Genomic DNA, 23,662 nt, shown 5'->3' on the forward strand with positions numbered 1-23,662 from the left:
TCAGAACGGCACGTCGTCGTCGAGATCGTCCGAGAAGCCGCCGGTCTGCCCGAAGCTGCCGCCGCGTGCGCCGCCACCGCCACCGCCACCCGAGGGTGCGCTGCCGCCACGACCACCGCCGCCGCCGCCGTAACCGCCGCCACCCGACGAACCGCCGCCGAAGTCGTTGCCGCCACCGCCGCCGGCCCAGTCGTCGCCACCGCCGCGGCTACCACCGCCGCCGCCTGCACCACCGCCTGCGCCGCCATTCGGACCGTCGAGCATCGTCAGCACGCTATTGAAGCCCTGCAGCACGATCTCGGTCGAATATTTGTCCTGGCCCTGCGCGTCCTGCCACTTCCGGGTCTGGAGCGCGCCCTCGATATAGACCTTCGAGCCCTTGCGGAGATACTTTTCGGCGACGTTTGCGAGACCTTCGTTGAAGATCGCGACCGAATGCCATTCGGTCTTTTCCTTGCGCTCGCCCGACATCTTGTCCTTCCAGGACTCGGATGTCGCGATGCGCAGGTTGACGACCTTGCCGCCGTTCTGGAACGCCTTGCTCTCCGGGTCGCGACCCAGATTGCCGACGATGATGACCTTGTTGACGCTGCCTGCCATGATGCCCCTCAGAGGCCGGCGAACACCGCCAGCCAATATGTGATTCCGGCCATGATGTAGGCGGCGGCGAACAAATAGCCAACCATGAAGGCGGGCCATTTCCACCCATTGGTCTCGCGACGGGTGACGGCGATCGTCGAAATGCACTGCGGTGCGAACACGAACCACATCAGGAAGGCGAGCGCGGTCGGCAGGCTCCAGCGACCGCGGAGGTTCTCGATCATCGCCTTGCCGCCCTGGTTGCTGGCGGGATCGTCGATCGCGTAGACCGTGCCGATCGCCGCGACCGCGACTTCGCGCGCAGCCATCGCCGGGATCAGCGCGAGGACGATGTCGCGGTTGAAGCCGATCGGCGCGAACACCGGCGCGATGCCGTTGGCGATGCGTCCGGCTACCGAATAATCGACCGCCGAGATCTTCGGTGCGCCAGCGGGCTGTTCGGGCGGCTTGGGGAAGCTCAGCAGCACCCACAGGATGATCGTCGAGGTCAGGATGATGCCGCCGGCGCGCTTCAGGAAGATCTGCGCGCGGCTCCACAGGCCGATGCCGACGTCGCGCCACTGCGGCCACTGGTACTTCGGCATCTCCATCATGAAGCCCGACGACACGCCCTTGGTTACCGTCCGGCGCAGCACCAGCGCGGCGACGAACGCACCGACGATGCCCATCACGTACAGGCCGAGCATCACCAGCCCCTGCAACCCGACGAACGGCAGCACCTGCGTATTCGGAATGAACGCGCCGATTATCAGCGTGTAGACCGGCAGGCGCGCCGAACACGTCATCAGCGGCGCGATCAGGATCGTCGTCAGCCGGTCCTTCTCGTCGTCGATCGTCCGCGTCGCCATGATGCCGGGGATCGCGCAGGCGAAGCTCGACAGCAGCGGGATGAAAGCACGGCCAGACAGCCCGACGCTCGCCATCACCCGGTCCATCAGGAACGCCGCGCGGACCATGTAGCCGCTGGCTTCGAGCACGAGGATAAAGAGGAACAGGATCAGGATCTGCGGCAGGAAGACGATGACTGCGCCGACGCCCGCGATCACGCCGTCGACCAGCAGCGAGCGGAGCAGCGAATCGGGCAGTTCGGCGGTCAGGAACCCCTGCAACGCGGTAAAGCCCGCGTCGATCGCGTCCATGAACGGCTGTGCCCAGCTGAACACCGCCTGGAACATCAGGAACATGATCGCGAGCAGCAGGATCGGGCCAGCCACAGGATGCAGCGCGACCGCGTCGAGCATGTGCGTCCAGCGGCGGACCTGCGTCTCGGACACGGTCGCGGACGTCGCGATCTGGCGCGCGCGACGCTGGAGCGTGACGATGTCGTCCTGCACGCTGCCGTCGGATTTGCGCAGGCGCATCGGGCCATTGACGACGATGCCGGAAAGCGCCGCCTTCAACTCGTCGAGGCCACGCTTGCGCACCGCGACGGTCGGGATCACCGGTACGCCGAGTTCGCGTTCGAGCACCTTGGGATCGAGCTTCAGCCCGTCGCGCTCGGCGAGATCGACCATGTTGAGCGCGACCACGACCGGCAGGCCGAGCGCGATCAGCTGGAGCGTGAAGCGCAGGTGGTTGTCGAGATTGGCGGCATCGACGACGACGACCAGCGCGTCGGGCAGGCGCTCGCCGTCCTGTGTGCCGGTCACGACGTCGCGCGTGACTCGCTCGTCGGGGGAGGAGGGTTCGAGGCTGTACGCGCCGGGGAGGTCGACCAGCTCGATCGGCCGGCCGTCGTCGAGCATCAGCCGCCCGACCTTCCGCTCGACCGTGACGCCGGGATAATTGCCGACCTTCTGGCGTGCACCCGTCAGCGCATTGAACAGCGCGCTTTTGCCGGCATTGGGATTGCCGACCAGCGCAACCAGCGGTGCTGCATTCATTTTATGGGATTATTCAGCCGCGGCAGGCATTGGCGAGACGTGGATCGCGCCAGCAACGGCTCGGCGGAGCGCAACCGTCATCCGGCCGATACGGCAGGCGATCGGGCCCTGGCCCAGCGTCGCGCGGTGCAAAACCTCGACATCGACACCCTCATCGAAACCCAGTTCGCGCAGTCGGCGCGCCTCGGGATCGGCAAGTCGTGCCCATTCGATCGCGGCAACGATGCCATGCTGCTTGCGAGGCAGCGTTTCGAGGCTGACGGAACGATCGGGGCGAGTGTCCATGATGCGAGTGATTATCAGTAACGCCCGGGGAAGGGAAGCCCTAACCGTCGTGGGCTACGACCGTCTCAACGCCTCGCGATCCTGACGAAAGCTTGACGCCAGAGGTACTTAGCCGAGCGTTGATGGCTTCACGCAGTCGGATAGCGCAGCCGGCCGACGAATCGCGACAGGCTGAACCCGTGTTCGGTGCGCTTGAGGAACCCGGCCTTGGCCTTCTCGAACTGCATGATCCCGTTGATCCGGCGACCGAGGAATGCGCGCGTTTCGGCCAGACCTTCGCTTTCGTCGTCGAGGAACACCGTGATCGTCGACGCGTACACGCCGAGCAGGATCGTCCGCTTGGTGTAGTAATTATAGTCGGTCGCGACGTCGCCGGCGGCACGCCAGATCGTGTCGACCGTCCGCAAGCCTAGCCGCGTCGCCTTCGCCAGGTTCTGCGGGAGCGCGAGGATCGCGAGCGCGCGCCGCAGCGATTCGCGATCGATCGACGTCGCGTCGAGCCGCGCCTCGACCAGGGCGGTGATCTTCTCGCGGATCTTCATCAGCGCCGACCGCTCGGGCGGGACCGCGGCCAGCATCACGCCGTCGATATGCGCGAACCACGCGTCGATCATGTCGACCGGGCCGTCCTTGAACGCGAGCGCGGCGATGTCGGTGTCGATCCCCTCGGCCTGCGCGGCCATGTCGCGCGCGGCGTCGCTCCAGCCGTCGAACGCAGCATTGGCGGCGATGCCGGGCGCCAGCAGGGCGCGGATTTCGTCGAGCGTAAGGTCCTGGGTCATACCGTCTCCTGCCGTTCAAAATCAGGCGTATCAAGCGCGTCTTCAAGGGGGACTTCCGGGGGAGGTCCCCGGCGGACGAGCACCAGCGCGACCGCGACCATCACGACCCCGACCAGATCCGCCGCGCCGAGCCGCTCGCCATACACCAGCCAGCCCACCACGCCGGCGACCACCGGCTGGATCAGCAACGCGATCCCGATCACCAGCGGCGAAAATCGCCCAAGCGCATAGATCATCAGCCCTTGCCCCAGCACCTGGCTGCACAGTGCGAGCCCGATCAGCGGCCCCCAGTGCGTCGGCATCACCCGCTCGCCCATCGCCAGCGCGAACACCAGCAGCGGTACGATCCCCGCGAGCGTCGACAAGGTAAGCGCGGACAGCGGCGCCAACGTCGCCCGCGCCCGCGCCATCAGGATGAAATAGACCGTGTAGAGCAGGCCTGCGAGGATGCAGAGCAGGTCGCCGACAAGGTTCTTCGCATCGAGCTGATACGAGCGCCCGAGCAACAGCGCAGCGCCCGTCGCCGCCAGTACCAATGCCCAGCCTTGAGTCCGCGTCGGCCACGTCTTCGCGATCAGGAAACCGTAGATCGGAAAGATCAGCGTCGCCGCGTTGCCGAACAGAGTCGCATTGGCGAGCGTCGTGCGCCGGATGCCGAGATGCCACGCACCGAGATCGGCCGCGAAGCACACGCCACCGACGATCAGCCCGATCCACACGCCGCGGCTCAACCGGGTCGGCCGCGCGCCTTGCTGGACCGCCAACGCGATCAGGAACGGCACGGCGAGTGTGAGCCGCCAGAACCCCGCCGCCACCGGCCCGACCTCGGTCGCACGGACGAACCACGGCCCGAATGCCAGCGCGACGTTCGCCACCAGAAGCGCCGCAAAAGCGATAAGTCCCGGCGCGGCAACACTTTGCGCGGCCGGCGTCAAACCGTGCGCCGTATCGGGCACGCTAGATAATCTTTGCGGGTCGGGGCGATGCATGCCGCCCTGTAGCCTCCTATCTTCCGCCCGTCAGGCCAATAAGGAGCTTCCATGCCTAGCCTTTTCGATCCGATTACCCTTGGTGCCGTCGAAGCGCCGAACCGCATCATCATGGCGCCGCTCACCCGCGGGCGTGCCGACAGGGATGCGGTGCCGACCGACATCATGGTCGAATATTACACGCAGCGTGCGAGCGCTGGCCTGATCATCTCGGAAGCCACCGGCATCAGCCGCGAAGGCCTTGGCTGGCCGTTCGCGCCGGGCCTGTGGACCGATGCGCAGGTCGCCGCCTGGAAGCCCGTCACCGACTCGGTCCACGCCGCTGGCGGCCGGATCGTCGCGCAGCTGTGGCACATGGGTCGCCAGGGCCACTCGTCGGTCTACGAGACGCAGCCCGTGTCGTCGTCGGCAACCGCGACCGAAGGCCAGGCCCACACGTTCGAGGGCAAGAAGGACTTCGAGGTCGCACGTCCGCTCGAGACCAACGAGATCCCGCGCCTGCTGGCCGACTACGAACTGGCAACGAAGAACGCACTTGCGGCCGGCTTTGACGGCGTGCAGATCCACGCGGCGAACGGCTATCTGATCGACCAGTTCCTGCGCGACAACGCCAATTTCCGCACCGACCAGTATGGCGGCTCGATCGAGAACCGCGTTCGCCTGCTGCGTGAAGTCGCCGAGCGCGTGATCTCGGTCGCCGGTGCCGACCGTGTCAGCGTCCGCCTGTCGCCGAACGGCGATTCGCAGGGCGTCGACGATAGCAACCCGAAGGAGCTGTTCACCGCAGCGGCGAAGGCGCTGTCCGATCTCGGCATCGCGTTCCTCGAACTGCGCGAGCCTGGTCCCGACGGCACCTTCGGCAAGACAGACGTACCGAAGCTCAGCCCGGCGATCCGGAAAGTGTTCAAGGGCGTGCTGATCGTCAACTCGGACTACACGACGGTCGAGGAGGCACAGGCAGAGCTCGATTCGGGCAATGCCGATGCGATAACCTTCGGTCGCACGTTCATCGCCAACCCGGACCTGCCCGAGCGCCTGCGCACCGGCGCACCGCTCGCGAAGGACGACGCGAAGACGTGGTACAGCCAGGGCCCCGAGGGCTACATCGACTACCCCGCGCTCGAAACCGCGAACGCCTGAGCTTGATCTTCCCCCGCAAGGGGGATGTGGCAGGCGCCAGCCTGACGGAGGGGGAGGCACGCGCGAACCGCTGTTCCGTGTCTTCCCCCTCCGTCACCTGCGGCGACACCTCCCCCTGGCGGGGGAGGATCACGAAGGGCTGCCTCTGGTCACCCGCGCCGCCATCGCTTAGCAGCGCGCTTCCGCGCTTTAGGTAGCGTACCGGTGACGACAGGATATCTAATGACCGACGGCTGGCCGAGCGGCGGCAGGGGAACGGGGCCGCTCATGCCCGGCACCGCCGACCGGGCCGCGAAACGGGCGGAGGAGCGCGCCAACGGCCGCGAGCAGCGCGCGAAAGAGCGGCTGGCCGCGTCCGAACAGCGATCCGAGTCGCGCGCTGCACAACGCGATCTCCAGTCCCAGGAACGCGAACGCGCCCGCGAAAGCCGGCGTATCGAAGAGGATCAGCGGATCAAGGCGCGACTCGAGGCGCCGCCGACCACCGATGTCGAGGCGCTCAAGATTTCCAAACGCCGACGTTCGGGCGCGCTCGCGCGCAGCGGCGCGGAATCGAAGACCGACCGTGACACGCGGAGCTACAAGACCATCGTCGACACTGCTCGGATCCGCACGCTCGCCGATCGCGGCGCGTCGGTGGCGGGGCTTGCCGGCGCGTTCGGCATCACGATCGAAGAGGTAGAGGCGGCCTTGATCGAGACCGCATCGGAGGACTGAACGCCGTCAGGCGGCGTGGAGGTCGCTCGCAAGCCACGCCTTCGCCTCATCGATATCGAGGAACGTCCGGCAGTTTTCAGCCTTCAGGTAGCGTTCGGTCTGGAGCTTCGCCAGATGCGAGGCAACCACCGCGGCGATCGGTGCGGACGTGACCTTCAGCGCCTTGGGCATCATCGCCTCGAGCGCATCGATCACCTTCAACGGCTGGATCGCCGCCTTGCGCAGATCGGCGAGCACGACGAACCGGCCGTGATACAGGCGTGCAGCCGTGCCGCGCGCGAGAAGTTCGGCGGAGAACGCCGCGGTCGTCGCAACCGACCAGAACCCCTCGGTGACGATAGTGAGTGTCTTGGTAGGGGTGTCGAAGCTGATCGTGTACATGCCACCGTCCGCTAGCATCGGCACCTTAACGATATGCTGTCGTTCACTTTAATCGGTCCCCGGCAGGTCGACATGCAGCCGCCGGAAGCGAGCTTCGACCAGACTGTACGCACCGAACAGCGCGAGACCGATCCCGGTGAGCGCGAGCAGCCACTTGCCGCCGGGTTGCGATTGCAGCCGCTCCAGCGCCTCGGCCACGCCGCCCGCGTCGCTCGCATGCGCGGTCCACGCAGCGAGGCCGAACAGTCCCGCGACGATCAGGAATACCAGCGCGCGCGCGCCGTAGCCGATCCGGCCCATCGTGCAGACATAGCCGGGCGCGGGCGCATCGCCGCGCAGGTCATGGATGAAGTCGCCCCGCCACGCCTTTTGCGCCTGCTGGAACGCAGCGACCAGCACGCCGACCGCGACCGCGCCGACCAGCACACGCCCGGCCGGCTGATCGAGCAGCAGCGCGGTCCAGTCGCGCGCGCTTTCGTCGCCGGGCGAGACGGCGATCTTCCCCTTGCCCAGATCGAGCGCGAGCCGCGTCGCGGTCCAGGCGAGGATCAGATGAGCGATACCGCTGACGACATGGCCGATCCGCTTGAGGCTGCCCTTGGCATCGCGGGTGATTTGCTCCGGGTTCGCCGCAGCCTCGGTCAGGCGCCAGATCGCATAGCCGAGCAGCCCCGCCGCGACGATCGCCAGCAGCACCGGGCCGAGCGGTCCGCCCGCCATCGATCCGATCGCGCCTTGGTTGTCGGCGATCTCGCCGCCGTGCAGCGCCGCGTCGACCGCGAACCAGCCGACGAGGATATACACGACGCCGCGCGCGGCAAAGCCGAGCTTGGCGAGCCACGTCGCATTCGCATCCGAGATCATGATAGCCCCCTTGTTACGCAGGCATAACGGTGCGCGACGTGGGACGTTCCTGCGCAGGGGCGGGCTAGGCGGTCGAGGCCGCGACTGTCTTCAGGGTGCACGACCGACATTCGGTAAGCGAGCCGCTATTTGTCGAATGCGGACCTCATCGATCCTCCCCCGTCAGGAGGACGATCGTAGGTTGGACGTTGGTTCGGTCTGGCGCTCGCAAGGGGAGGGACCCACAGCGGCCGTCGGCAAGACGAGGGCGAGGTTACTCTTCGAACGTGTCGGAGATGGAATCGAGCCGCGCGCCATCCAGCGTCTTCTCGATCCGAGTCTTCGCAGCCGCGTCGGCCGCCTTCTCGGCCACCGTCCGCCCGAACAGCCTGCGGTTCTGATCCGCCCGCACCGATGCCTCGTCTCGCGCGCGCTGCTTCCGGACGAGCCGCAGGTTGATCACGTTACCCACGGCCTGCTCTCCGCGCCCGCCAGTCGGCGGCGCTCTGGCCCCAATCGTCCACCGGCAGCGCTTCGAGCGGCGGGGGCAGTGTCGTTCGGCCGCGGTTGGTCGACCCAAGCCGCTGCGCGAGTGCGATTGACTCGGCGTTGTCGGGTGCGATGGTGTGAATGATGTCGGTCCAGCCGAGCACGTCCACCGCATAGTTGATCGCCGCCGTCGCAGCCTCGCGCGCGAACCCGCGACCGGCGAACTGCGATGCGAGTCCCCAGCCGATTTCCGTCCCCGGCCAGTCCTCGGGCTGCCACGGACCGACACGGCCGATCCATTCGCCGGTATCGCGCAGCGTAACCGCGAACATCGAGAAGCCACGGATGCTCCATGCACCCGCCATCGCGCACAGCCCGCGCCAGGCGACGCTGCGCGACTGCACGCCGCCAAGATGGCGCATCGTGACGGGATCGGCGTGGAACGCATACCACGCCTCGGCATCCTCCGGTCCCAAGGGCCGGAGCAACAGGCGCTCCGTCAGGAGCACCGGCGCGGTCATGCGATGAAGCGGTCCTTAAGCGCCAGCATCGCCAGCGCCGCATTCGCTGCACCACCGCCCTTGTCGCCCTCGGTCGGACGCGCCCGCGTGAGCGCCTGCGCCTCGTTCTCGGTCGTCAGGATGCCGTTGCCGATAGGCAGGCCGTCCATCGTCAGCTGCATGATCCCGCGTGCGCTCTCGCCTGCGACGATCTCGAAATGATAGGTCTCGCCGCGGATCACGACGCCGAGCGCGACATACGCGTCGAACGTCTCGCTCTCGGCCGCCAGCGCGATCGCGCCGGGGACTTCGAGTGCGCCGGGCACGGTGATCGTCTCGTGCGTGTGGCCGGCCGCTTCGATCGCGGCCTTCGCACCCTCGACCAGCAGGTCGTTGAGGTGATCGTAGAACCGGGCTTCGACGATGAGGAGATGCGCCATCAGTTGCTCTTTTCCGTGTTCAGGGACGCGATCGGGCGCTCGCCGACGATCGACAGGCCGTAGCCGTCGAGGCCGACCAGCGTGTGATGCGTGTTGGTGATCAGTACCATGTCGTGGACGCCGAGTTCGGTCAGGATCATCGCGCCGACGCCGTAGTCGCGCAGTTCCTCCATGTCCGGGGTGATCTCCGCGCCGGCCTTCTTCATCACTGCGGAAGTGAAGGTGTTGCTGCGCGGACGGTTGATCACGACGATCACGCCCGCGCCCTCGTCCGCGATCATCTGCATCGAGCGTGCGAGGATCCGGCCGCGATCGCCCGATTCGCCGAAGATGTCCGCGAACGGCGACAGCGCGTGCATGCGGACGAGCGTCGGCTTGGCGGGGTCGATCTTGCCCTTGACCAGGGCGACCTGCTCGGTGCCGGTCGCCTTGTTCCAGAACGTCAGCGCGCTCCAGTCGCCGCCCCATTCAGAGGTAAACTTGGCTTCCGCGCGCTTCTCGACGAGGTGATCGTGGCGGCGGCGATAGGCGATCAGGTCGCGGATCGTGCCGATCTTGACGTTGTGGAACTGTGCGAAGGTGACGAGGTCGTCCATCCGCGCCATCGTGCCGTCCTCGTTCATGATCTCGCAGATCACGCCTGAGGGGTTGAGCCCGGCGAGCCGCGCGACGTCGACCGCCGCCTCGGTATGACCGGCGCGGATCAGCACGCCGCCGTCGCGCGCGACCAGCGGGAAGACGTGGCCAGGGGTGACGATGTCCGGCTTGCCCTTGGTCGCATCGACCGCGACCGCAATCGTGCGCGCGCGATCGGCGGCCGAGATGCCGGTGGTGACGCCTTCGAGCGCCTCGATCGACACGGTGAACGCGGTCTCGTGACGGGTGCCGTTGTTGCGGCTCATCAGCTCGAGCCCGAGCTCCTCGGTGCGCTCCCTGGTCAGCGCGAGGCAGATCAGGCCGCGACCGAACTTCGCCATGAAGTTGATCTTCTCGGGGGTCGCCATCTGCGCGGGGATGACCAGGTCGCCCTCGTTCTCGCGATCCTCGTCGTCGACCAAAATGAACATCCGGCCGTTGCGCGCCTCGTCGATGATCTCTTCGGGGCTCGACAGGTAGCCGTGCTTGAGACGGGCTAATTCAGCTGGCTTTGACACGGTAATGCTCCATGCGTTGGAGATAGCGGGCGAGGACGTCGATCTCGATATTGACCGACTGCCCCATCTGGATCGTCCCGAGCGTGGTGACCGCCCAGGTATGCGGGATGATGTTGAGGCCGAACTCGACCTCTCCATCGATGTCTTGAACGCTGTTTACCGTGAGCGAAACGCCGTCGACCGTCACCGATCCCTTGGGTGCGATAAACGGCGCGATGTCGGCCCCTGCGCGGATGGTGACGCGGTGCGATCCGCCTTCTTCCGCAAGCGCGACGACGGTGCCGAGGCCGTCGACATGGCCCGTGACGATATGGCCGCCGAGTTCGTCGCCGAGCTTCATGGCGCGTTCGAGATTGAACTTGCGACCCTCGGTCCATTGGTCCTTGGCGGTACGGCTGATCGTCTCGCCCGAGACGTCGACCGCGAACCAGTTCGGGCCTTTATCCACGACCGTCAGGCAGACGCCGGAGCAAGAGATTGACGCGCCGAGATCGACGGTCGCGGTATCATAGGCGGTGCTGACGACCACGCGTGTGTCGTCTGGCGACTCCACGCTCGCGACAGTGCCTATGTCGGTGACGATTCCGGTGAACATTATGCCTCGTTTCGTTCGCGCTCGTAGACCTCGAGCCGGTCCATGCCAAGTTGCCGCGCATCGACGATCGCCCAGCGACCATGTGCTTCAGTCAGGTCGGTCAAGCCGATGTCGCGGAGTGCCGGCTTGCCGCCGCCGATCAGGATCGGCGCGCGGTAGAGAAGGAGCCGGTCGACCAGATCCGCCGCGAGGAACGCCGACGCTACGGCCGCGCCGCCTTCGACGAGGATGTGGTCGACGCCTGGAAGGGTGGCGATATCGTGCGGTGAAGGGATGACGGTCCAACCGGACACGTCTTGGACCGCCGAAGATAAAAGCACGCGCATCGGTCCGTGAGCTTCCAGCCCCGGTAGCCGCACGTCGAGTCGCGGCGCATCGGCGTCATACGTGCCGCGACCGACGAGGATCGCTTCGTGCCGACTCCGCTCAAGATGGGCGTGGGCGCGCGCTTGCGGACCGGTGATCCAGCGACTCGATCCGTCCGCCATCGCGATGCAGCCGTCGAGCGATGTCGCAAGCTTCAGGGTGACGTGCGGACGACCGAGCGCCTGCCGGGTCAGGAAGCCGGCCATCGAACGTCTGGCTTTGTTCGCATGAACACCGCACGTCACCGTGATGCCGGCCGCCTGAAGCCGGGCAAACCCCCAGCCTGACGTTCGTGCGTCGGGGTCTTCGAGGGCGGCAACAACACGCGCAACGCCTGCCTCGATCAGCAGGTCGCTGCACGCAGGCCCGCGCGGAGACCGATGTGCGCACGGCTCCAGCGTCACGTAAGCCGTAGCCCCTCGTGCTTTCGCGCCAGCCTCGGCCAAGGCCATCGCCTCGGCATGCGGACGTCCGCCCGCCTGCGTCCAGCCGCGCCCGACGACGCGGCCTTCGCGCACGATCACGCAGCCGACATTGGGGTTGGGCGCGGTCCGTCCTCGGCCGCGCTCGGCGAGTGCCAGCGCGGCGCCCATCCAGCGCGTGTCGGCCTGGGTCAGATCCCCATGGCCTTCAGCTTGTCGTCTAGCCGCTTGAACGACTCGCGTTGGGCGTCCTCGCGGGCCTTCTGCTCGGCGACCGCCTTGGCCTTGATCGGTGCGTCGATCTTTTGCTGCGCGACGATCTGCGCATCGGTGCGATCCGCGGACCATTGCTCGACGTAAATGATCTTCGGGCGGTATTCCTTCTCGACGTACGAGTCCTTCATGAACGCGTAGATCAGGAAGCTGGTGACGCAGAGCGCCGCCACGAGAAAAATGAGCTCGTATGGCCGGCGCTGGCTGAGGAAGAGCCGCAGGTCGCGATAGGCGACGATCGGCGTGAAACGACTGAAAAAGCCCATGCGCGCCAAGATAGGGGGGCGGAGCTGGCTAGGCCAGCCCCGCACCCTCGCAAGCTTTAGTTCTGGAGCACGAATGTCAGCGCCATCGACCGCCATGCCTCGACCGGAACGCCGTCGCGCGTCGCGGGATTGAACCGCCACTTTGCCAGCGCGCGGTCGAGCGTCGCGCGGTAGAACGCGTCGGTGGTCGCGCTGACCCGTTCGACCTGCTTCACGCGACCGTCGGTGCCGACCAGCACGCGGACCACGACGCGACCTTCGCGTTCGGCGCGACGCTCTTCGGACGGGTAGCTCGGCTGGAACTCGGCAGCATAACGCGGGTCGATGCCGGGCTGGACGAATACCGGTGCAGCTTTCGGCGGATCGACCGCGACGGTGCCGGTTCCGGTGCCTTCGACTCCGATCGGCGGCGTGTAGGGGAGCGGATCGGGCGCGACCGTGAAGCCGTTATCGGTGATCGTCGGCACCAACGGGATCGGCGCGTCGGGACGCGGGGCGGGGCGCGGTTGCTGGCGGATCAGAGGATCGGCGGGCGGCACCGGCTCGGGCGGCGGCGGCGGGGTGTACGGCACATAGGTCACGAGAGGCTTGTCGGGCACGAACGGCAGCACGTTGGGCGCTGCAAAAAATAACGCTCCGATCACCGCGCAGTTGATGGCCAGCGCGACGCCGAGGCTCCCGGGATTGAATCCGCCCGTCCGGTTCAGTCGATCCGCGTACATTTTCCGTCTCCTTCGCTTCTCCTCGAGGATGGCGGCGAGATAGGTACCGCCGGTTGGGATGGTACATCATTACATTTTGGGGGCAAGGGTGTTGGAGATGGGGTGAGGAAATGTCTTTGGCGCTATTTATCGACGTTTCGTCGGCGTCGAATACGATCGCGATTTGCTCGACCGGCCGGAATGGTTCGACGCACCAATCGGACCAGTTTTCAGCATTCCCATCCCCCCACGCCGCCACGCCGGCGAAGGCCGGGGTCCAGTTGGGGGACATTGCTAACTAAAGCCGGCGCTAGTTACCGCGACCTTTCCAACTGGGCCCCGGCCTTCGCCGGGGTGGCGGCATTCGGTAGGGTGGGCTTCTTCGACCGCGGGCAAAGTGGCCACCGGCAAAGGTATAGTCCGTTGCGATCAATTCCACCGCCGGCCCGCCCCTCCTTGTTCTCCCGCGAAGGCGGGAGCCCAGACTGGACTCCCGCCTTCGCGGGAGAACAAGCTTTCCGAAAGACCGGACTTGGGGGGACGCTTGATCAGCGCACCGCCAACCGCTCCAGCGCCCGCTCGCGCCCGATCAGCGGCAACAACGCCGCCATGTCCGGCCCGTGATCCCGCCCCGTAAGCGCCAGCCGCAGCGGCAGGAACAACGCCTTCCCCTTCCGCCCCGTCTCCGCCTTCAACCGAGCCGTCAGCGCGTGCCAGGGATCGCTCGACCAGTCGATCTCCTCAGCCGCCGCCAACGCCTGATCGAGATACGCCGCATCGACGTCGCCCTCGACCGCGACCGGCCCCTCGATCACCCCCCACCAGTCCGCCGCATCCGCCAGCGTCACCAAGTTCGGCCGCACCGCGTCCCAGGCCGCCACGTCCATGCCCTCGGGCAACCGCTCGGCCACCGCCTCATACGGCAGCGCATGCAGGATCCGCGCGTTCAACGCCGCCAGTTCCGCCTCGTCGAACCGCGCCGGCGCCCGTCCGAACCGCGCGAAGTCGAACCCCGCGATCAGCGGCGCGGCGTCGGCGATCGGCTCGACCGGGTCGCTCGTCCCGATCCGCGCCAGCAGCGCGCGCACCGCCTGCGACTCGATCCCGACCTCGCGGAAATGATCGACGCCAAGCGAGCCGAGTCGCTTCGACAGCTTGCCCTCCGCGCCGGTCAGCAAGGCCTCATGCGCAAACCGCGGCGGAGTCACGCCGAGCGCGGCGAACATCTGTAACTGCAGCGCGGTGTTCGACACGTGATCCTCGCCGCGCACCACGTGCGTCACGCCCATCTCGGCATCGTCGATCGCCGACGGCAGCATATACAGCCACGACCCGTCCGCGCGCCGGATGACCGGATCGCTCATCGTCTTTGCCTCGAAATGCGCCACGCCGCGGATCAGGTCGTCCCACGCGATCGCCGAGTCGTGATCGAGCTTGAACCGCCAGTGCGGCTGCACGCCGTCCGCCTCGAGCTTCGCCCGCGCGTAGTCGTCCAACGCCAGCGCCGCGCGATCGTAGATCGGCGGCAACCCGCGCCCGGCCTGGATCTTGCGCTTCAGGTCTAGCTCCTGCGTCGTCTCGTACGCGGGATACACGTGGCCGCTCGCGACCAGTGCCGCGAACCGCGCCTCGTACAGCGCGAACCGTGCCGACTGCCGCTCCTCCGCGTCGGGCGTCATCCCGAGCCAGTCCAGATCGGCACGGATCGCGTCTACGAAGCGCTCTTCGCTGCGCTCGGGATCGGTATCGTCGATCCGCAGCAAGAACTTCCCCCCATTCGCCCGCGCGAACATCCAGTTATGGAGCGCGGTGCGGATGTTGCCGACGTGCAGTCGGCCGGTGGGCGAGGGGGCGAAACGGGTGATCACGGTCATCCCGCCGCTGTACGGAGCGGCGGGTCGGCGGGCAAACCCTTCCACGACACGATTCGTGCGCCTAAGGGGTGCGCGTGATCGAGCGGGGAAGACTTTCATGAAACTGATGACCGGCAATTCGAACCTGCCACTCGCGCAGGAGATCTCCGCTTATCTCGAGATCCCGCTGACCGACGTCAGCGTGCGGCGGTTCGCGGACGAGGAGGTCTTCGTCGAGATCAACGAGAACGTCCGCGGCGAGGACGTGTTCGTGATCCAGTCGACCGGCTATCCCGCCAACGACAACCTCATGGAATTGCTGATCATGATCGACGCGCTGAAGCGTGCGTCGGCGCGCCGCATCACCGCGGTGATCCCGTACATGGGGTACGCGCGACAGGACCGGAAGCCAGGGCCGCGCACGCCGATCTCCGCCAAGCTGGTCGCGAACCTGATCACCGTCGCGGGCGCTAACCGCGTGCTGTCGGTCGACCTGCATGCCGGGCAGATCCAGGGCTTCTTCGATATCCCGACGGACAATCTCTACGCGGCGCCGGTGATGTCGGCGGATATTCTCGCGCGCTTCAAGGGCAAGAACCTGATGGTCGTTTCGCCGGACGTCGGCGGCGTGGTCCGTGCGCGCGTGCTCGCCAAGCGACTCGACAACGCCCCGCTCGCGATCGTCGACAAGCGCCGCGAGCGCGCGGGCGAATCGGAGGTGATGAACATCATCGGCGAAGTCGAGGGGCGCTTCTGCATCCTGGTCGACGACATCGTCGATTCGGCGGGGACGCTGTGCAACGCGGCAGCTGCGTTGAAGGAGGCGGGCGCTGAGGACGTGGTCGCGTATGTCACGCACGGCGTTCTGTCGGGCGGGGCTGTGGCCCGAGTCGAAGGCTCGGAACTGCGCGAGTTGGTGATCACGGATTCGATCGGGAACCACGAGGTCATCAAAGACGCTCACGGCAAGATCCGCCATCTCCAGATCGCGCCGTTGCTCGGCGAGGCGATCAAGCGGATTGCGGATGAGACTAGCGTATCGAGTCTGTTCGACTGAAGACGGACGCAGGTGCGGCAGCGTCCGCGCCAATGCTCGCATAGCGGGCAGTGTCCGACTCGGCCGGCGGTTCGGTGAAGCCGAACCGACCGACGGCGGCTTTGCCTACCGTAACTTGTCTCACTGTGTTTTCCTGCGAACGCAGGAACCCAGAATTTCCTTAGTTGCGCGTTTAGTACCCTAAGCTCCTGCGTCCGCAGGAGAACAATACTGCCACGTCGGCAAAGCCGCCGTCGGATGGGTTCGCTTGGGCGACCCACCGGCCGAGCTTGCAATTGCGCACCGCTACGCTCGCGCATCAGCGCGGGCGTAGCCCCGCCTATCGCTGGCTCAGTGCCACAATATGCTCGAACACCGCCGGATGCAGCGGTTTCGCGAACGCGCAGCCATATTTGAACTTGTCGCGCCACGCGACCACCGCCTCAAGCGCGGCCAGCCCCGGCAACGTCAGCCACACCACCGTCCCCGGCCACAACGTAAAGCTCGTCTCCGCACGAAATCCCGAGAGCGACAAATCCGTCACCTCGATCTCGAATCGCGTCTGGCCCCGATCGCGCAAATGCGCGCGCATCTTGACGGCCTTGCGTAGCGCCTGACGGAGCTCCTCGCCTTTCGGTTCGGCGGGGGGGATGGGGACGGGCTGTGTCATGTCCGGAACACTGCTCCCCAAGTGGTTACTAATCTCCAAACGCCTTACGATTCGGCCGCTTGAGGTTTGGCCGCGCGTGGCTGGACGAATGTACCATCGGCACCGGCGAGGTAACTGCGGAGCGCAATAATTCGGAGTCGGATCGCCATGGTCCTGCTGTAGAGGCAGCGGAGCGCGACGCAAAAGGAATTGCTTTAGATCAGGCCACTCGTGGTCATTAAATCGATCTAATGATAATGATGCGCAACTGCAAATGCCTTAAGGGTGGATTTGCTGGCCGCCCTGTGCTTTACGCCCAACCAATTCCCGAGTTTCCTAAAAATTGCGTGGAGCCTTCCCGATGAACATCCATGAATACCAGGCCAAGGAACTGCTGGCCAAGTTCGGCGTCCCCGTGCCTGCCGGTTTCGCGGCGCTGACCGTCGAGGAGGCCGTCGAGGCCTCGAAGAAGCTTCCCGGACCGCTCTATGTCGTCAAGGCGCAGATCCACGCCGGTGGCCGTGGTAAGGGCAAGTTCGTCGAGCTCGGCCCCGATGCCAAGGGCGGCGTCCGCCTCGCCAAGACCGAGGACGAGGTTCGTGCAGCCGCGACCGACATGCTCGGCAACACGCTCGTCACGATCCAGACGGGTGACGCGGGCAAGCAGGTCAACCGCCTGTACGTCACCGACGGCGTCGACATCGACAAGGAATTCTACCTCGCGCTGACGCTCAACCGCACCACCGGCCGGGTGATGATGGTCGTCTCGACCGAAGGCGGCATGGACATCGAGGCGGTCGCGCACGACACGCCCGAGAAGATCCAGTCGATCGACATCGACCAGGCGACCGGCTTCATGCCGCATCACGGTCGTGCCGTCGCTGCTGCGCTGAAGCTCACCGGCGATCTCGCCAAGCAGGCCGCGAACACCGCGTCGAAGCTGTATGACGCGTTCATGGGCACCGATGCCGAGCAGATCGAGATCAACCCGCTCGCGGTTACCAACGACGGCAAGCTGATGGTGCTCGACGCGAAGGTCGCGTTCGACGGCAACGCGCTGTTCCGCCATAAGGACCTGCTCGAACTGCGCGACGAGACCGAGGAAGATCCCGCCGAGCTCGAGGCGTCGAAGTACGACCTCGCCTACATCAAGCTTGATGGCGACATCGGCTGCATGGTCAACGGCGCCGGCCTCGCGATGGCGACGATGGACATCATCAAGCTCAACGGCATGTTCCCGGCCAACTTCCTCGACGTCGGCGGCGGCGCCAACAAGGAGAAGGTGACGGCGGCGTTCAAGATCATCCTCGCGGATCCGAACGTGAAGGGCATCCTCGTCAACATCTTCGGCGGCATCATGAAGTGCGACATCATCGCCGACGGCATCGTCGCCGCGGCGAAGGAAGTGAACCTCTCGGTGCCGCTGGTCGTCCGCCTCGAGGGCACGAATGTCGAGAAGGGCAAGGAGATCCTCGCGAACTCCGGCCTCGCGATCGTCCCGGCGAACGACCTTGGCGATGCCGCTAAGAAGATCGTCGCGGAAGTGCAGAAGGTCGCGGCCTAACTGCCGTCGACCTCGCATACTGATTCTGCGAAAAGAGGGGCTCGGACGGAAACGTCCGGGCCCTTTTTCGTTGATGTCGTACACTATCCGGCAGGTGGTCCGATCGGCATCTCGCCGTGACGCTACGGCATAGCGATGTTTCCATACCGGACTTGCGAAAACGGCTCGAAACGGCCATCTGTCGCGCCAACGCCGCCATACTGTGACGGTGATCGAAACGAATGATTTCACCTTGGAAGGAACCCCGATGAAGGTGCTGGTGCCGGTCAAGCGCGTGCTTGACTACAACGTGAAGCCCCGCGTGAAGGCGGACGGAACGGGCGTCGATCTGGCGAACGTCAAGATGAGCATGAACCCGTTCGACGAGATCGCGGTCGAAGAAGCGATCCGCCTCAAGGACAAGGGCGTGACGGAGATCGTCGTCGTCTCGATCGGCGAGCAGAAGAGCCAGGAAACGCTCCGCACCGCGCTCGCGATGGGCGCCGACCGTGCGATCCTCGTCGTCAGCGAGACCAAGGTCGAGCCGTTGGGCGTCGCCAAGATCCTCGCCAAGATCGTCGAGGAGGAAAAGCCCGACCTCGTGATCCTCGGCAAGCAGGCGATCGACGACGACAACAACCAGACCGGGCAGATGCTCGCCGGCCTCCTGAACTGGGGCCAGGGCACGTTCGCGTCGAAGGTCGAGATCGCCGACGGTTCGGTCAACGTGACGCGCGAAGTCGATGGCGGCGCAGAGACGGACACGCTCAAGCTGCCCGCGATCATCACCACCGATCTTCGCCTCAACGAGCCGCGCTACGCCTCGCTGCCGAACATCATGAAGGCGAAATCGAAGCCGATGGCGCAGAAGACGCCGGCCGATTTCGGCGTCGACGTGACGCCGCGCCTGACCACGCTGAAGGTGGTCGAGCCCGCCAAGCGCTCGGCCGGGATCAAGGTCGCCGACGTCGACGCACTGGTCGGCAAGCTCAAGGAAATGGGAGTCGCCAAGTGAAGACGCTCGTCTGGGTCGAACATGACGGTCAGGCCGTCAAGGATGCCACGCTGTCGGCGGTTACGGCCGCCTCGCAGCTCGGTGAAGTCCATCTGCTGGTCGTCGGCCAGGGCGTCGACGGCGTCGCTGCCGAGGCTGCGAAGATTGCCGGCGTAGGCAAGGTGCACGTCGCCGACGACGCAGCGTTCGCGCATGCGCTCGCCGAGAACGTCGCACCGTTGATCGTCGAGCTGATGGGCGCGCACGATGCGTTCGTCGCGCCGTCGACGACGCACGGCAAGAACATCGCGCCGCGCGTCGCAGCCCTGCTCGACGTGATGCAGATCAGCGACATCCTGTCGGTCGAGAGCGAAGACACGTTCACGCGGCCGATCTACGCCGGCAACGCGATTGCAACCGTGCAGTCGACCGACGCGAAGAAGGTCATCACGGTGCGCGGCACGGCATTCGCCAAGGCCGCGACCGAGGGTGGATCGGGCGAGATCGAAGCGGTCGCATCGACCGGAGACAAGGGTCTGTCGACCTTCGCCGGTTCGGAGATCGCCAAGAACGAGCGTCCTGAGCTGACCAGCGCGAAGATCATCGTCTCGGGCGGCCGCGCGCTCGCATCGAGCGACCAGTTCCACGCGATGATCGATCCCTTGGCCGACAAGCTCGGCGCGGGCGTCGGTGCCTCGCGCGCCGCGGTCGATGCAGGCTATGCCCCGAACGACTATCAGGTCGGCCAGACCGGCAAGATCGTCGCGCCGGAAGTGTATGTCGCGGTCGGTATCTCGGGCGCGATCCAGCATCTCGCCGGCATGAAGGACTCGAAGGTCATCATCGCGATCAACAAGGACGAGGACGCACCGATCTTCCAGGTCGCGGACATCGGCCTGGTCGGCGATCTGTTCAAGATCGTGCCGGAGTTGACGGCGAAGCTGTAGGCGAAGCCGCTGCGCGAGGCGAAGCCTAGCGCAACAGCAAGCCCGGCCGGCGGCGCTCCAGCGCCGACCGACGACGCGGGATTTACTCCCGCGTCGCGCGCCACGAATGGGCGGTGTGACTTCGGTCGCGCCGCCCGTCCTCGTACAGACCAATATCGATGCACGTCCGCGTCCGTGATTGCGGGCTCGTATCAGCATCCACCACACAGCACCCCGGGCACGCCCAGGTTACTAAAAACGGTGCCCTTCAAAAAGGGTCGGTGCTCATCCCCGCGAAGCAAGGATACGGCCGCGTTCGGACGACAGCACGCTCTTCGTTGTTCTCCCGCGAAGGCGGGAGTCCAGTCTGGGTCCCCGCCTTCGCGGGGAAACACGCTACCTTTGCTCCAAGGATAGCAGCGAACACCGGGCTCGCTCTAGAGACGTCGGACGTTTCAGCCACTGAACGGCACATGCGACCCCCAACCACGACGTTGCCGCCCACCGCCCGCCTCCCCAATTACCCACCATGTACGGCGTCCACTCGAACCCGCGCGACCGCCTGATATCCGCTGGCAGCGCCGCGATACTCTGTGCCGTCATCGGCTACACGCTGATCCTCGGGCTCGGCGTCAGCATTCCCTGCGCCATCCCCGACGCGCTGAAGACGTTTGCCGTCGGCCCGAAACCGCTGCCATCGCCTGAAAAGATCATCCCACGCCCCGCGAAAAGCCATCGCCCCGAAGGCGCAGCGTCCCCTGCGAACCTTCGCTCGAAGGCGACTGAAGTCGTCGTTCTCAAGCCAATCATCACCCCGATCGTTCCACCGCCCCCGGTTATCGTCACACTGACACCAGGCCCCGGCAGCGACGCCACCACGGGCGCTGCCCCCGTTCCCGGACCAGGGACCGGCGCAGGCGGCGAGGGGAACGGCACCGGTAGCGGTCGCTCCGGAAATGGCGACGGCGACGGTGGCGACGAAACGCCGCCCCGCCTCATCAAGGGCCGCTTCAAGAACAAGGATTTCCCCAATGCCGAGGCGGTGATCGGCGCGGGCGGGGTCGTCGGCGTTCGCTACACCGTCGAGACCGACGGCAGCGTCACGCACTGCATGGTCACGCGCTCCAGTGGAAACGGCGTGCTCGATGCGACCACCTGCCGCCTGATCGAACTGCGCTTCCGCTATCGCCCCTGGCTCGACGCCGCCGGTCGGCCGGTTCGCTCTACCGTGGTCCACAACCAGGAATGGGTGAACCAGCTCGATCCGCCGTCACGCGGTAACTGACGCCGATCGCCCCAGCCGGCCGCCACTAAGCCCCCGCGCGACCGATGGCGAGAGCGCCATCAGCACCTGCCCTAGCACGACCGTGACGCCGAGCACCAGCAGCGGCTGGACCAGCAGATATGCCGGATACAACCCCGCCCCCAGCGCGCCGGTCGCCAATCCGATCACCGGCCCGAAGAGCCACAGCAGCACCAGGTGATCACAGAATGCGAGAAACCCGTACCGCTCGATCCCGCGCAACCGGTCCGCTAGGTTGCTCCCAGCCAAGCCCCAAGCGAGCCGCCAGAACAGCACCGCGGAGGCCACTCGAAACACGATATCGAATGCCGCCATCACATGCGGATGCGCGTCGAAGAACGCGTTCCCCAGCAGCGCGGTCCACAGCCGCGGCGCGATCAGTGCGACGAATGGCAGCGCGCATAGGGCGACAGGCCACCCCGCTACCCGCTCCGCCACGCCAAATCGCCGCGCGGCGATTCCAGCGGTAAAGAAGAGCAGGATCTGCGGTCGCAGCAACAGCGGGACGTGCACCCCGGAAACGCTCCACACGATCACGATCGATGCGACCAGCGCCAGCCACGCTGCCGACGCACGTACCAGAACCGGGGCGAGCATCATGCAGACGAACAGGTCGCGCAGGAACGGCATCTGCACGTTGACGTCATTCGCATGCACGAGCGGCACCAGTTCGTTGAGCGTCCAACCGATGCTCGTCGGCGTCGGCGCTTTCAGGTCGCCGAACGTCGCCGCCGCCCCCACCAGCACAATCGCGATCGCATTCCACAGCAGCATCGGCAGCAGGATCGTCCGCGCCTTGCCGAGCAGAAATGGGCCGTAGCCCTGGCGCGTCGCGGTCGAGACGACCAGCCAGCCGGAGATCATCCCTAGCAGCGGCACCGCGCTACGCCCGAACACTTCGCCGAGCACCGTTCGCAGCACCGCCTGCCAACTGAACGCCGCTGCCGCCAATTCCTCGGCAGTGCGTCCGGTCCAAGCGTGGACGTAGACGATCCCCATGATCCCGATCAGCCGCGCGATCGCGATCGCGGTGGAGAGCCGGCTATCCGCCTCGCGCGCCGGTTCGGCCATTCCCGTATCCAACCCCGACCCTCTTCTCACGTTCGGCGAGCGCCTTACCCGGCTTGTCGCGCGCGAACACCTCCTTCAGGATGGAGTGGACGCCATGGGGGACCAAGACATGATCGCCGCATTCCTGCTGCTGGCCGCGCAGGCGAGCCCCGACGTGGCCCTATCACGCCGTGTCGAGCGCGTGCTGGAGCGCAGCCCGGTGATCGACGGGCATAACGATCTGGCCTGGGAGATCCGTGAACTGCACGACGCGAAGGTCGAGGCGGTCGATCTTTCCGTAGACACAGCGCGGCTGCCGAACCCGCTCCAGACCGATATTCCCCGCCTGCGCAAAGGTCATGTCGGCGGGCAGTTCTGGTCGGTCTACATTCCCGCCGATGCGCCGCGCGCGGTGGAGATGACGCTGGAGGAGATCGACATCGTCCGCCGTTTCGTCGCGGCGAACCCGGCGACGTTCGAACTCGCCACCACTGCCGCGGACATCCGTCGGATCGAGAAGGCCGGGCGGATCGCCTCACTGATCGGCGTCGAGGGCGGGCATCAGATCGACGGGCGGCTGTCGGTGCTGCGCCAATATCGCGCGCTCGGTGTGGCGTACATGACGCTGACGCACGGCAAGAGCCTGAACTGGGCGGACAGCTCGACCGACGCACCACGTGCGAACGGGCTGAGCGACTTCGGGCGGCAGGTGGTCGCGGAGATGAACCGGATCGGGATGATCGTAGACGTCTCCCACGTCTCGGACGCAACGATGGCCGCCGCGCTCGCCGTCACCAGGGCGCCGGTGATCGCCTCGCACTCCAGCGCACGGGCGATTGCGGATGCGCCGCGGAATATCCCCGACGACCTGCTCCGCGCGATTGGCACGAACGGCGGCGTGGTGATGGTGAACTTCTATCCGTCGTTCCTGTCAGGCGAGTGGCGGGCCTGGGATGTGGCACGCTCGGCCTATGCGAAGTCCGTCGGCGTGCCCGCGAACGTCTATGGCGCGAAATCGCCTGCGCCGCTGGTGGCATGGGACGCCGCGCATTCCGAGCCTCAGGTCACCGCCGCGACCGTCGCCGATCATGTCGAGCATATCGCGAAGATCGCCGGTCACGATCATGTCGGGATCGGCGGCGATTTCGACGGCATTCAGGGGACCGGGCCGATCGGCTTGAAGGGCGTCGACGGCTATCCGCTGCTGTTCGCCGAACTGGCGCGGCGGGGATGGAGCGATGGCGATCTGGCGAAGCTATCGGGCGGCAATGTCCTGCACGTCATGGAGCGGGTGGAAGCGGTTGCGAAGGGGACGGTGGGGATGCCGCCGCTTGATGCTACCGATGTGGCGTCTCGGTGAACGATCGATCCGCCCTCACCCAAGGATAAGCAAAGGCGGACTTCTTCTCCCCTCCCTAGAAGGGAGGGGGCGGAGGTGGGTTTGGTTCCGCGAATTCCAAGGCTGATGACTCATACTCGCCA

General features: G+C 66.1%; 26 protein-coding genes. 8 read left to right on the forward strand and 18 right to left on the reverse strand.

All coding sequences use genetic code 11. The features are described from left to right. The 5 genes from ssb to J4O76_RS17950 all read right to left on the reverse strand — a co-directional run bounded on the left by ssb (position 1) and on the right by J4O76_RS17950 (position 4,539). Positions 1-600: a single-stranded DNA-binding protein gene (ssb, locus tag J4O76_RS17930; RefSeq protein ID WP_426283282.1), complete on the reverse strand. Its 600-nt coding sequence runs from the start codon at positions 598-600 to the stop codon at positions 1-3. Between the two features lie 8 nt (positions 601-608). Then, positions 609-2,483 (reverse strand): ferrous iron transporter B, encoded by a 1,875-nt coding sequence (gene feoB / locus J4O76_RS17935; protein WP_253071451.1) that lies wholly within the window; start codon positions 2,481-2,483, stop codon positions 609-611. 9 nt (positions 2,484-2,492) lie between these two features. Continuing rightward, on the reverse strand, positions 2,493-2,768 hold the full coding sequence (locus tag J4O76_RS17940) for a FeoA family protein (RefSeq protein ID WP_056487822.1): 276 nt from the start codon (positions 2,766-2,768) through the stop codon (positions 2,493-2,495). A 128-nt stretch (positions 2,769-2,896) separates the two neighbouring features. Continuing rightward, complete coding sequence (locus J4O76_RS17945) at positions 2,897-3,550, reverse strand: COQ9 family protein (protein ID WP_426283285.1); 654 nt, start codon at positions 3,548-3,550, stop codon at positions 2,897-2,899. Continuing rightward, on the reverse strand, positions 3,547-4,539 hold the full coding sequence (locus J4O76_RS17950; RefSeq protein WP_426283287.1) for a DMT family transporter: 993 nt from the start codon (positions 4,537-4,539) through the stop codon (positions 3,547-3,549). Before J4O76_RS17950 ends, J4O76_RS17945 begins: the two co-directional genes overlap by 4 nt. A gap of 51 nt (positions 4,540-4,590) precedes the next feature. Here J4O76_RS17950 and J4O76_RS17955 point away from each other — a divergent pair, with 51 nt between their 5' ends. Further along, positions 4,591-5,679, forward strand: coding sequence for an alkene reductase (locus tag J4O76_RS17955; RefSeq protein ID WP_426283289.1), 1,089 nt, complete (start codon positions 4,591-4,593; stop codon positions 5,677-5,679). A gap of 222 nt (positions 5,680-5,901) precedes the next feature. Further along, complete coding sequence (locus J4O76_RS17960) at positions 5,902-6,396, forward strand: hypothetical protein (RefSeq protein ID WP_426283291.1); 495 nt, start codon at positions 5,902-5,904, stop codon at positions 6,394-6,396. A gap of 6 nt (positions 6,397-6,402) precedes the next feature. Here J4O76_RS17960 and J4O76_RS17965 read toward each other — a convergent pair whose 3' ends face one another. From J4O76_RS17965 to gltX, 11 genes are all read right to left on the reverse strand, one after another. Then, a complete protein-coding gene (locus tag J4O76_RS17965) occupies positions 6,403-6,777 on the reverse strand; it encodes a hypothetical protein (RefSeq protein WP_426283292.1) in 375 nt (124 codons plus the stop codon). A gap of 48 nt (positions 6,778-6,825) precedes the next feature. Then, on the reverse strand, positions 6,826-7,641 hold the full coding sequence (locus tag J4O76_RS17970) for a DUF1206 domain-containing protein (protein ID WP_426283294.1): 816 nt from the start codon (positions 7,639-7,641) through the stop codon (positions 6,826-6,828). A gap of 253 nt (positions 7,642-7,894) precedes the next feature. Then, positions 7,895-8,092 (reverse strand): DUF4169 family protein, encoded by a 198-nt coding sequence (locus J4O76_RS17975; RefSeq protein ID WP_426283296.1) that lies wholly within the window; start codon positions 8,090-8,092, stop codon positions 7,895-7,897. Beyond that, entirely contained in the window at positions 8,085-8,630 is a 546-nt protein-coding gene (locus tag J4O76_RS17980; protein WP_426283297.1) for a GNAT family N-acetyltransferase, read from the reverse strand. Before J4O76_RS17980 ends, J4O76_RS17975 begins: the two co-directional genes overlap by 8 nt. Next, positions 8,627-9,049, reverse strand: coding sequence for a 6,7-dimethyl-8-ribityllumazine synthase (gene ribH, locus J4O76_RS17985; protein WP_426283299.1), 423 nt, complete (start codon positions 9,047-9,049; stop codon positions 8,627-8,629). The genes J4O76_RS17980 and ribH overlap by 4 nt, the downstream gene beginning before the upstream one ends. Then, positions 9,049-10,203, reverse strand: a complete 1,155-nt coding sequence (gene ribB, locus J4O76_RS17990; protein ID WP_136188794.1) for a 3,4-dihydroxy-2-butanone-4-phosphate synthase — start codon at positions 10,201-10,203, stop codon at positions 9,049-9,051. Before ribB ends, ribH begins: the two co-directional genes overlap by 1 nt. Then, positions 10,187-10,798, reverse strand: coding sequence for a riboflavin synthase (locus J4O76_RS17995; RefSeq protein WP_107954251.1), 612 nt, complete (start codon positions 10,796-10,798; stop codon positions 10,187-10,189). Before J4O76_RS17995 ends, ribB begins: the two co-directional genes overlap by 17 nt. Then, positions 10,798-11,757, reverse strand: a complete 960-nt coding sequence (gene ribD / locus J4O76_RS18000; RefSeq protein WP_426283301.1) for a bifunctional diaminohydroxyphosphoribosylaminopyrimidine deaminase/5-amino-6-(5-phosphoribosylamino)uracil reductase RibD — start codon at positions 11,755-11,757, stop codon at positions 10,798-10,800. The genes J4O76_RS17995 and ribD overlap by 1 nt, the downstream gene beginning before the upstream one ends. 20 nt (positions 11,758-11,777) lie before the next feature. Continuing rightward, complete coding sequence (locus J4O76_RS18005; RefSeq protein WP_426283303.1) at positions 11,778-12,125, reverse strand: hypothetical protein; 348 nt, start codon at positions 12,123-12,125, stop codon at positions 11,778-11,780. A gap of 56 nt (positions 12,126-12,181) precedes the next feature. Beyond that, a complete protein-coding gene (locus J4O76_RS18010; RefSeq protein WP_426283305.1) occupies positions 12,182-12,847 on the reverse strand; it encodes a TonB family protein in 666 nt (221 codons plus the stop codon). Positions 12,848-13,374: 527 nt separating this feature from the next. Beyond that, positions 13,375-14,700: a glutamate--tRNA ligase gene (gltX, locus tag J4O76_RS18015; RefSeq protein ID WP_426283307.1), complete on the reverse strand. Its 1,326-nt coding sequence runs from the start codon at positions 14,698-14,700 to the stop codon at positions 13,375-13,377. 97 nt (positions 14,701-14,797) lie between these two features. Between gltX and J4O76_RS18020 the strand changes: the two genes are divergently transcribed. Then, on the forward strand, positions 14,798-15,736 hold the full coding sequence (locus tag J4O76_RS18020) for a ribose-phosphate pyrophosphokinase (RefSeq protein WP_056064113.1): 939 nt from the start codon (positions 14,798-14,800) through the stop codon (positions 15,734-15,736). 319 nt (positions 15,737-16,055) lie between these two features. Here the strand turns inward: J4O76_RS18020 and J4O76_RS18025 are convergent, their stop codons facing one another. Then, positions 16,056-16,385: a PilZ domain-containing protein gene (locus tag J4O76_RS18025; protein ID WP_056487867.1), complete on the reverse strand. Its 330-nt coding sequence runs from the start codon at positions 16,383-16,385 to the stop codon at positions 16,056-16,058. 340 nt (positions 16,386-16,725) lie between these two features. Between J4O76_RS18025 and sucC the strand changes: the two genes are divergently transcribed. The 4 genes from sucC to J4O76_RS18045 all read left to right on the forward strand — a co-directional run bounded on the left by sucC (position 16,726) and on the right by J4O76_RS18045 (position 21,112). Beyond that, positions 16,726-17,928 carry an ADP-forming succinate--CoA ligase subunit beta gene (gene sucC / locus J4O76_RS18030; RefSeq protein WP_056053980.1) on the forward strand — a complete coding sequence of 401 codons (1,203 nt, stop codon included), beginning with the start codon at positions 16,726-16,728 and terminating at the stop codon, positions 17,926-17,928. A gap of 247 nt (positions 17,929-18,175) precedes the next feature. Next, positions 18,176-18,922, forward strand: coding sequence for an electron transfer flavoprotein subunit beta/FixA family protein (locus J4O76_RS18035; protein ID WP_056064107.1), 747 nt, complete (start codon positions 18,176-18,178; stop codon positions 18,920-18,922). Beyond that, positions 18,919-19,848, forward strand: coding sequence for an electron transfer flavoprotein subunit alpha/FixB family protein (locus J4O76_RS18040; protein WP_426283311.1), 930 nt, complete (start codon positions 18,919-18,921; stop codon positions 19,846-19,848). Before J4O76_RS18035 ends, J4O76_RS18040 begins: the two co-directional genes overlap by 4 nt. A gap of 508 nt (positions 19,849-20,356) precedes the next feature. Then, on the forward strand, positions 20,357-21,112 hold the full coding sequence (locus tag J4O76_RS18045; protein WP_426283313.1) for an energy transducer TonB: 756 nt from the start codon (positions 20,357-20,359) through the stop codon (positions 21,110-21,112). Here the strand turns inward: J4O76_RS18045 and J4O76_RS18050 are convergent. Continuing rightward, positions 21,098-22,201 carry an acyltransferase family protein gene (locus J4O76_RS18050; protein ID WP_426283315.1) on the reverse strand — a complete coding sequence of 368 codons (1,104 nt, stop codon included), beginning with the start codon at positions 22,199-22,201 and terminating at the stop codon, positions 21,098-21,100. The genes J4O76_RS18045 and J4O76_RS18050 overlap by 15 nt on opposite strands. Positions 22,202-22,310: 109 nt before the next feature. Between J4O76_RS18050 and J4O76_RS18055 the strand changes: the two genes are divergently transcribed. Further along, positions 22,311-23,540 carry a dipeptidase gene (locus J4O76_RS18055; RefSeq protein ID WP_426283316.1) on the forward strand — a complete coding sequence of 410 codons (1,230 nt, stop codon included), beginning with the start codon at positions 22,311-22,313 and terminating at the stop codon, positions 23,538-23,540. The last annotated feature ends 122 nt before the right edge of the window (positions 23,541-23,662 follow it).

Source organism: Sphingomonas sp. NFX23 (assembly GCF_049887795.1).
Taxonomy (GTDB): Bacteria; Pseudomonadota; Alphaproteobacteria; order Sphingomonadales; family Sphingomonadaceae; genus Sphingomonas.

Bases quoted from the DNA above. Each gene is read 5' to 3' on its own strand.
- ssb (WP_426283282.1), bottom strand. From the start codon at position 600: ATGGCAGGCAGCGTCAACAAGGTCATCATCGTCGGCAATCTGGGTCGC.
- feoB (WP_253071451.1), bottom strand. From the start codon at position 2,483: ATGAATGCAGCACCGCTGGTTGCGCTGGTCGGCAATCCCAATGCCGGC.
- J4O76_RS17940 (WP_056487822.1), bottom strand. From the start codon at position 2,768: ATGGACACTCGCCCCGATCGTTCCGTCAGCCTCGAAACGCTGCCTCGC.
- J4O76_RS17945 (WP_426283285.1), bottom strand. From the start codon at position 3,550: ATGACCCAGGACCTTACGCTCGACGAAATCCGCGCCCTGCTGGCGCCC.
- J4O76_RS17950 (WP_426283287.1), bottom strand. From the start codon at position 4,539: ATGCATCGCCCCGACCCGCAAAGATTATCTAGCGTGCCCGATACGGCG.
- J4O76_RS17955 (WP_426283289.1), top strand. From the start codon at position 4,591: ATGCCTAGCCTTTTCGATCCGATTACCCTTGGTGCCGTCGAAGCGCCG.
- J4O76_RS17960 (WP_426283291.1), top strand. From the start codon at position 5,902: ATGACCGACGGCTGGCCGAGCGGCGGCAGGGGAACGGGGCCGCTCATG.
- J4O76_RS17965 (WP_426283292.1), bottom strand. From the start codon at position 6,777: ATGTACACGATCAGCTTCGACACCCCTACCAAGACACTCACTATCGTC.
- J4O76_RS17970 (WP_426283294.1), bottom strand. From the start codon at position 7,641: ATGATCTCGGATGCGAATGCGACGTGGCTCGCCAAGCTCGGCTTTGCC.
- J4O76_RS17980 (WP_426283297.1), bottom strand. From the start codon at position 8,630: ATGACCGCGCCGGTGCTCCTGACGGAGCGCCTGTTGCTCCGGCCCTTG.
- ribH (WP_426283299.1), bottom strand. From the start codon at position 9,049: ATGGCGCATCTCCTCATCGTCGAAGCCCGGTTCTACGATCACCTCAAC.
- J4O76_RS17995 (WP_107954251.1), bottom strand. From the start codon at position 10,798: ATGTTCACCGGAATCGTCACCGACATAGGCACTGTCGCGAGCGTGGAG.
- ribD (WP_426283301.1), bottom strand. From the start codon at position 11,757: ATGGGCGCCGCGCTGGCACTCGCCGAGCGCGGCCGAGGACGGACCGCG.
- J4O76_RS18005 (WP_426283303.1), bottom strand. From the start codon at position 12,125: ATGGGCTTTTTCAGTCGTTTCACGCCGATCGTCGCCTATCGCGACCTG.
- J4O76_RS18010 (WP_426283305.1), bottom strand. From the start codon at position 12,847: ATGTACGCGGATCGACTGAACCGGACGGGCGGATTCAATCCCGGGAGC.
- gltX (WP_426283307.1), bottom strand. From the start codon at position 14,700: ATGACCGTGATCACCCGTTTCGCCCCCTCGCCCACCGGCCGACTGCAC.
- J4O76_RS18020 (WP_056064113.1), top strand. From the start codon at position 14,798: ATGAAACTGATGACCGGCAATTCGAACCTGCCACTCGCGCAGGAGATC.
- J4O76_RS18025 (WP_056487867.1), bottom strand. From the start codon at position 16,385: ATGACACAGCCCGTCCCCATCCCCCCCGCCGAACCGAAAGGCGAGGAG.
- sucC (WP_056053980.1), top strand. From the start codon at position 16,726: ATGAACATCCATGAATACCAGGCCAAGGAACTGCTGGCCAAGTTCGGC.
- J4O76_RS18035 (WP_056064107.1), top strand. From the start codon at position 18,176: ATGAAGGTGCTGGTGCCGGTCAAGCGCGTGCTTGACTACAACGTGAAG.
- J4O76_RS18045 (WP_426283313.1), top strand. From the start codon at position 20,357: ATGTACGGCGTCCACTCGAACCCGCGCGACCGCCTGATATCCGCTGGC.
- J4O76_RS18050 (WP_426283315.1), bottom strand. From the start codon at position 22,201: ATGGCCGAACCGGCGCGCGAGGCGGATAGCCGGCTCTCCACCGCGATC.
- J4O76_RS18055 (WP_426283316.1), top strand. From the start codon at position 22,311: ATGATCGCCGCATTCCTGCTGCTGGCCGCGCAGGCGAGCCCCGACGTG.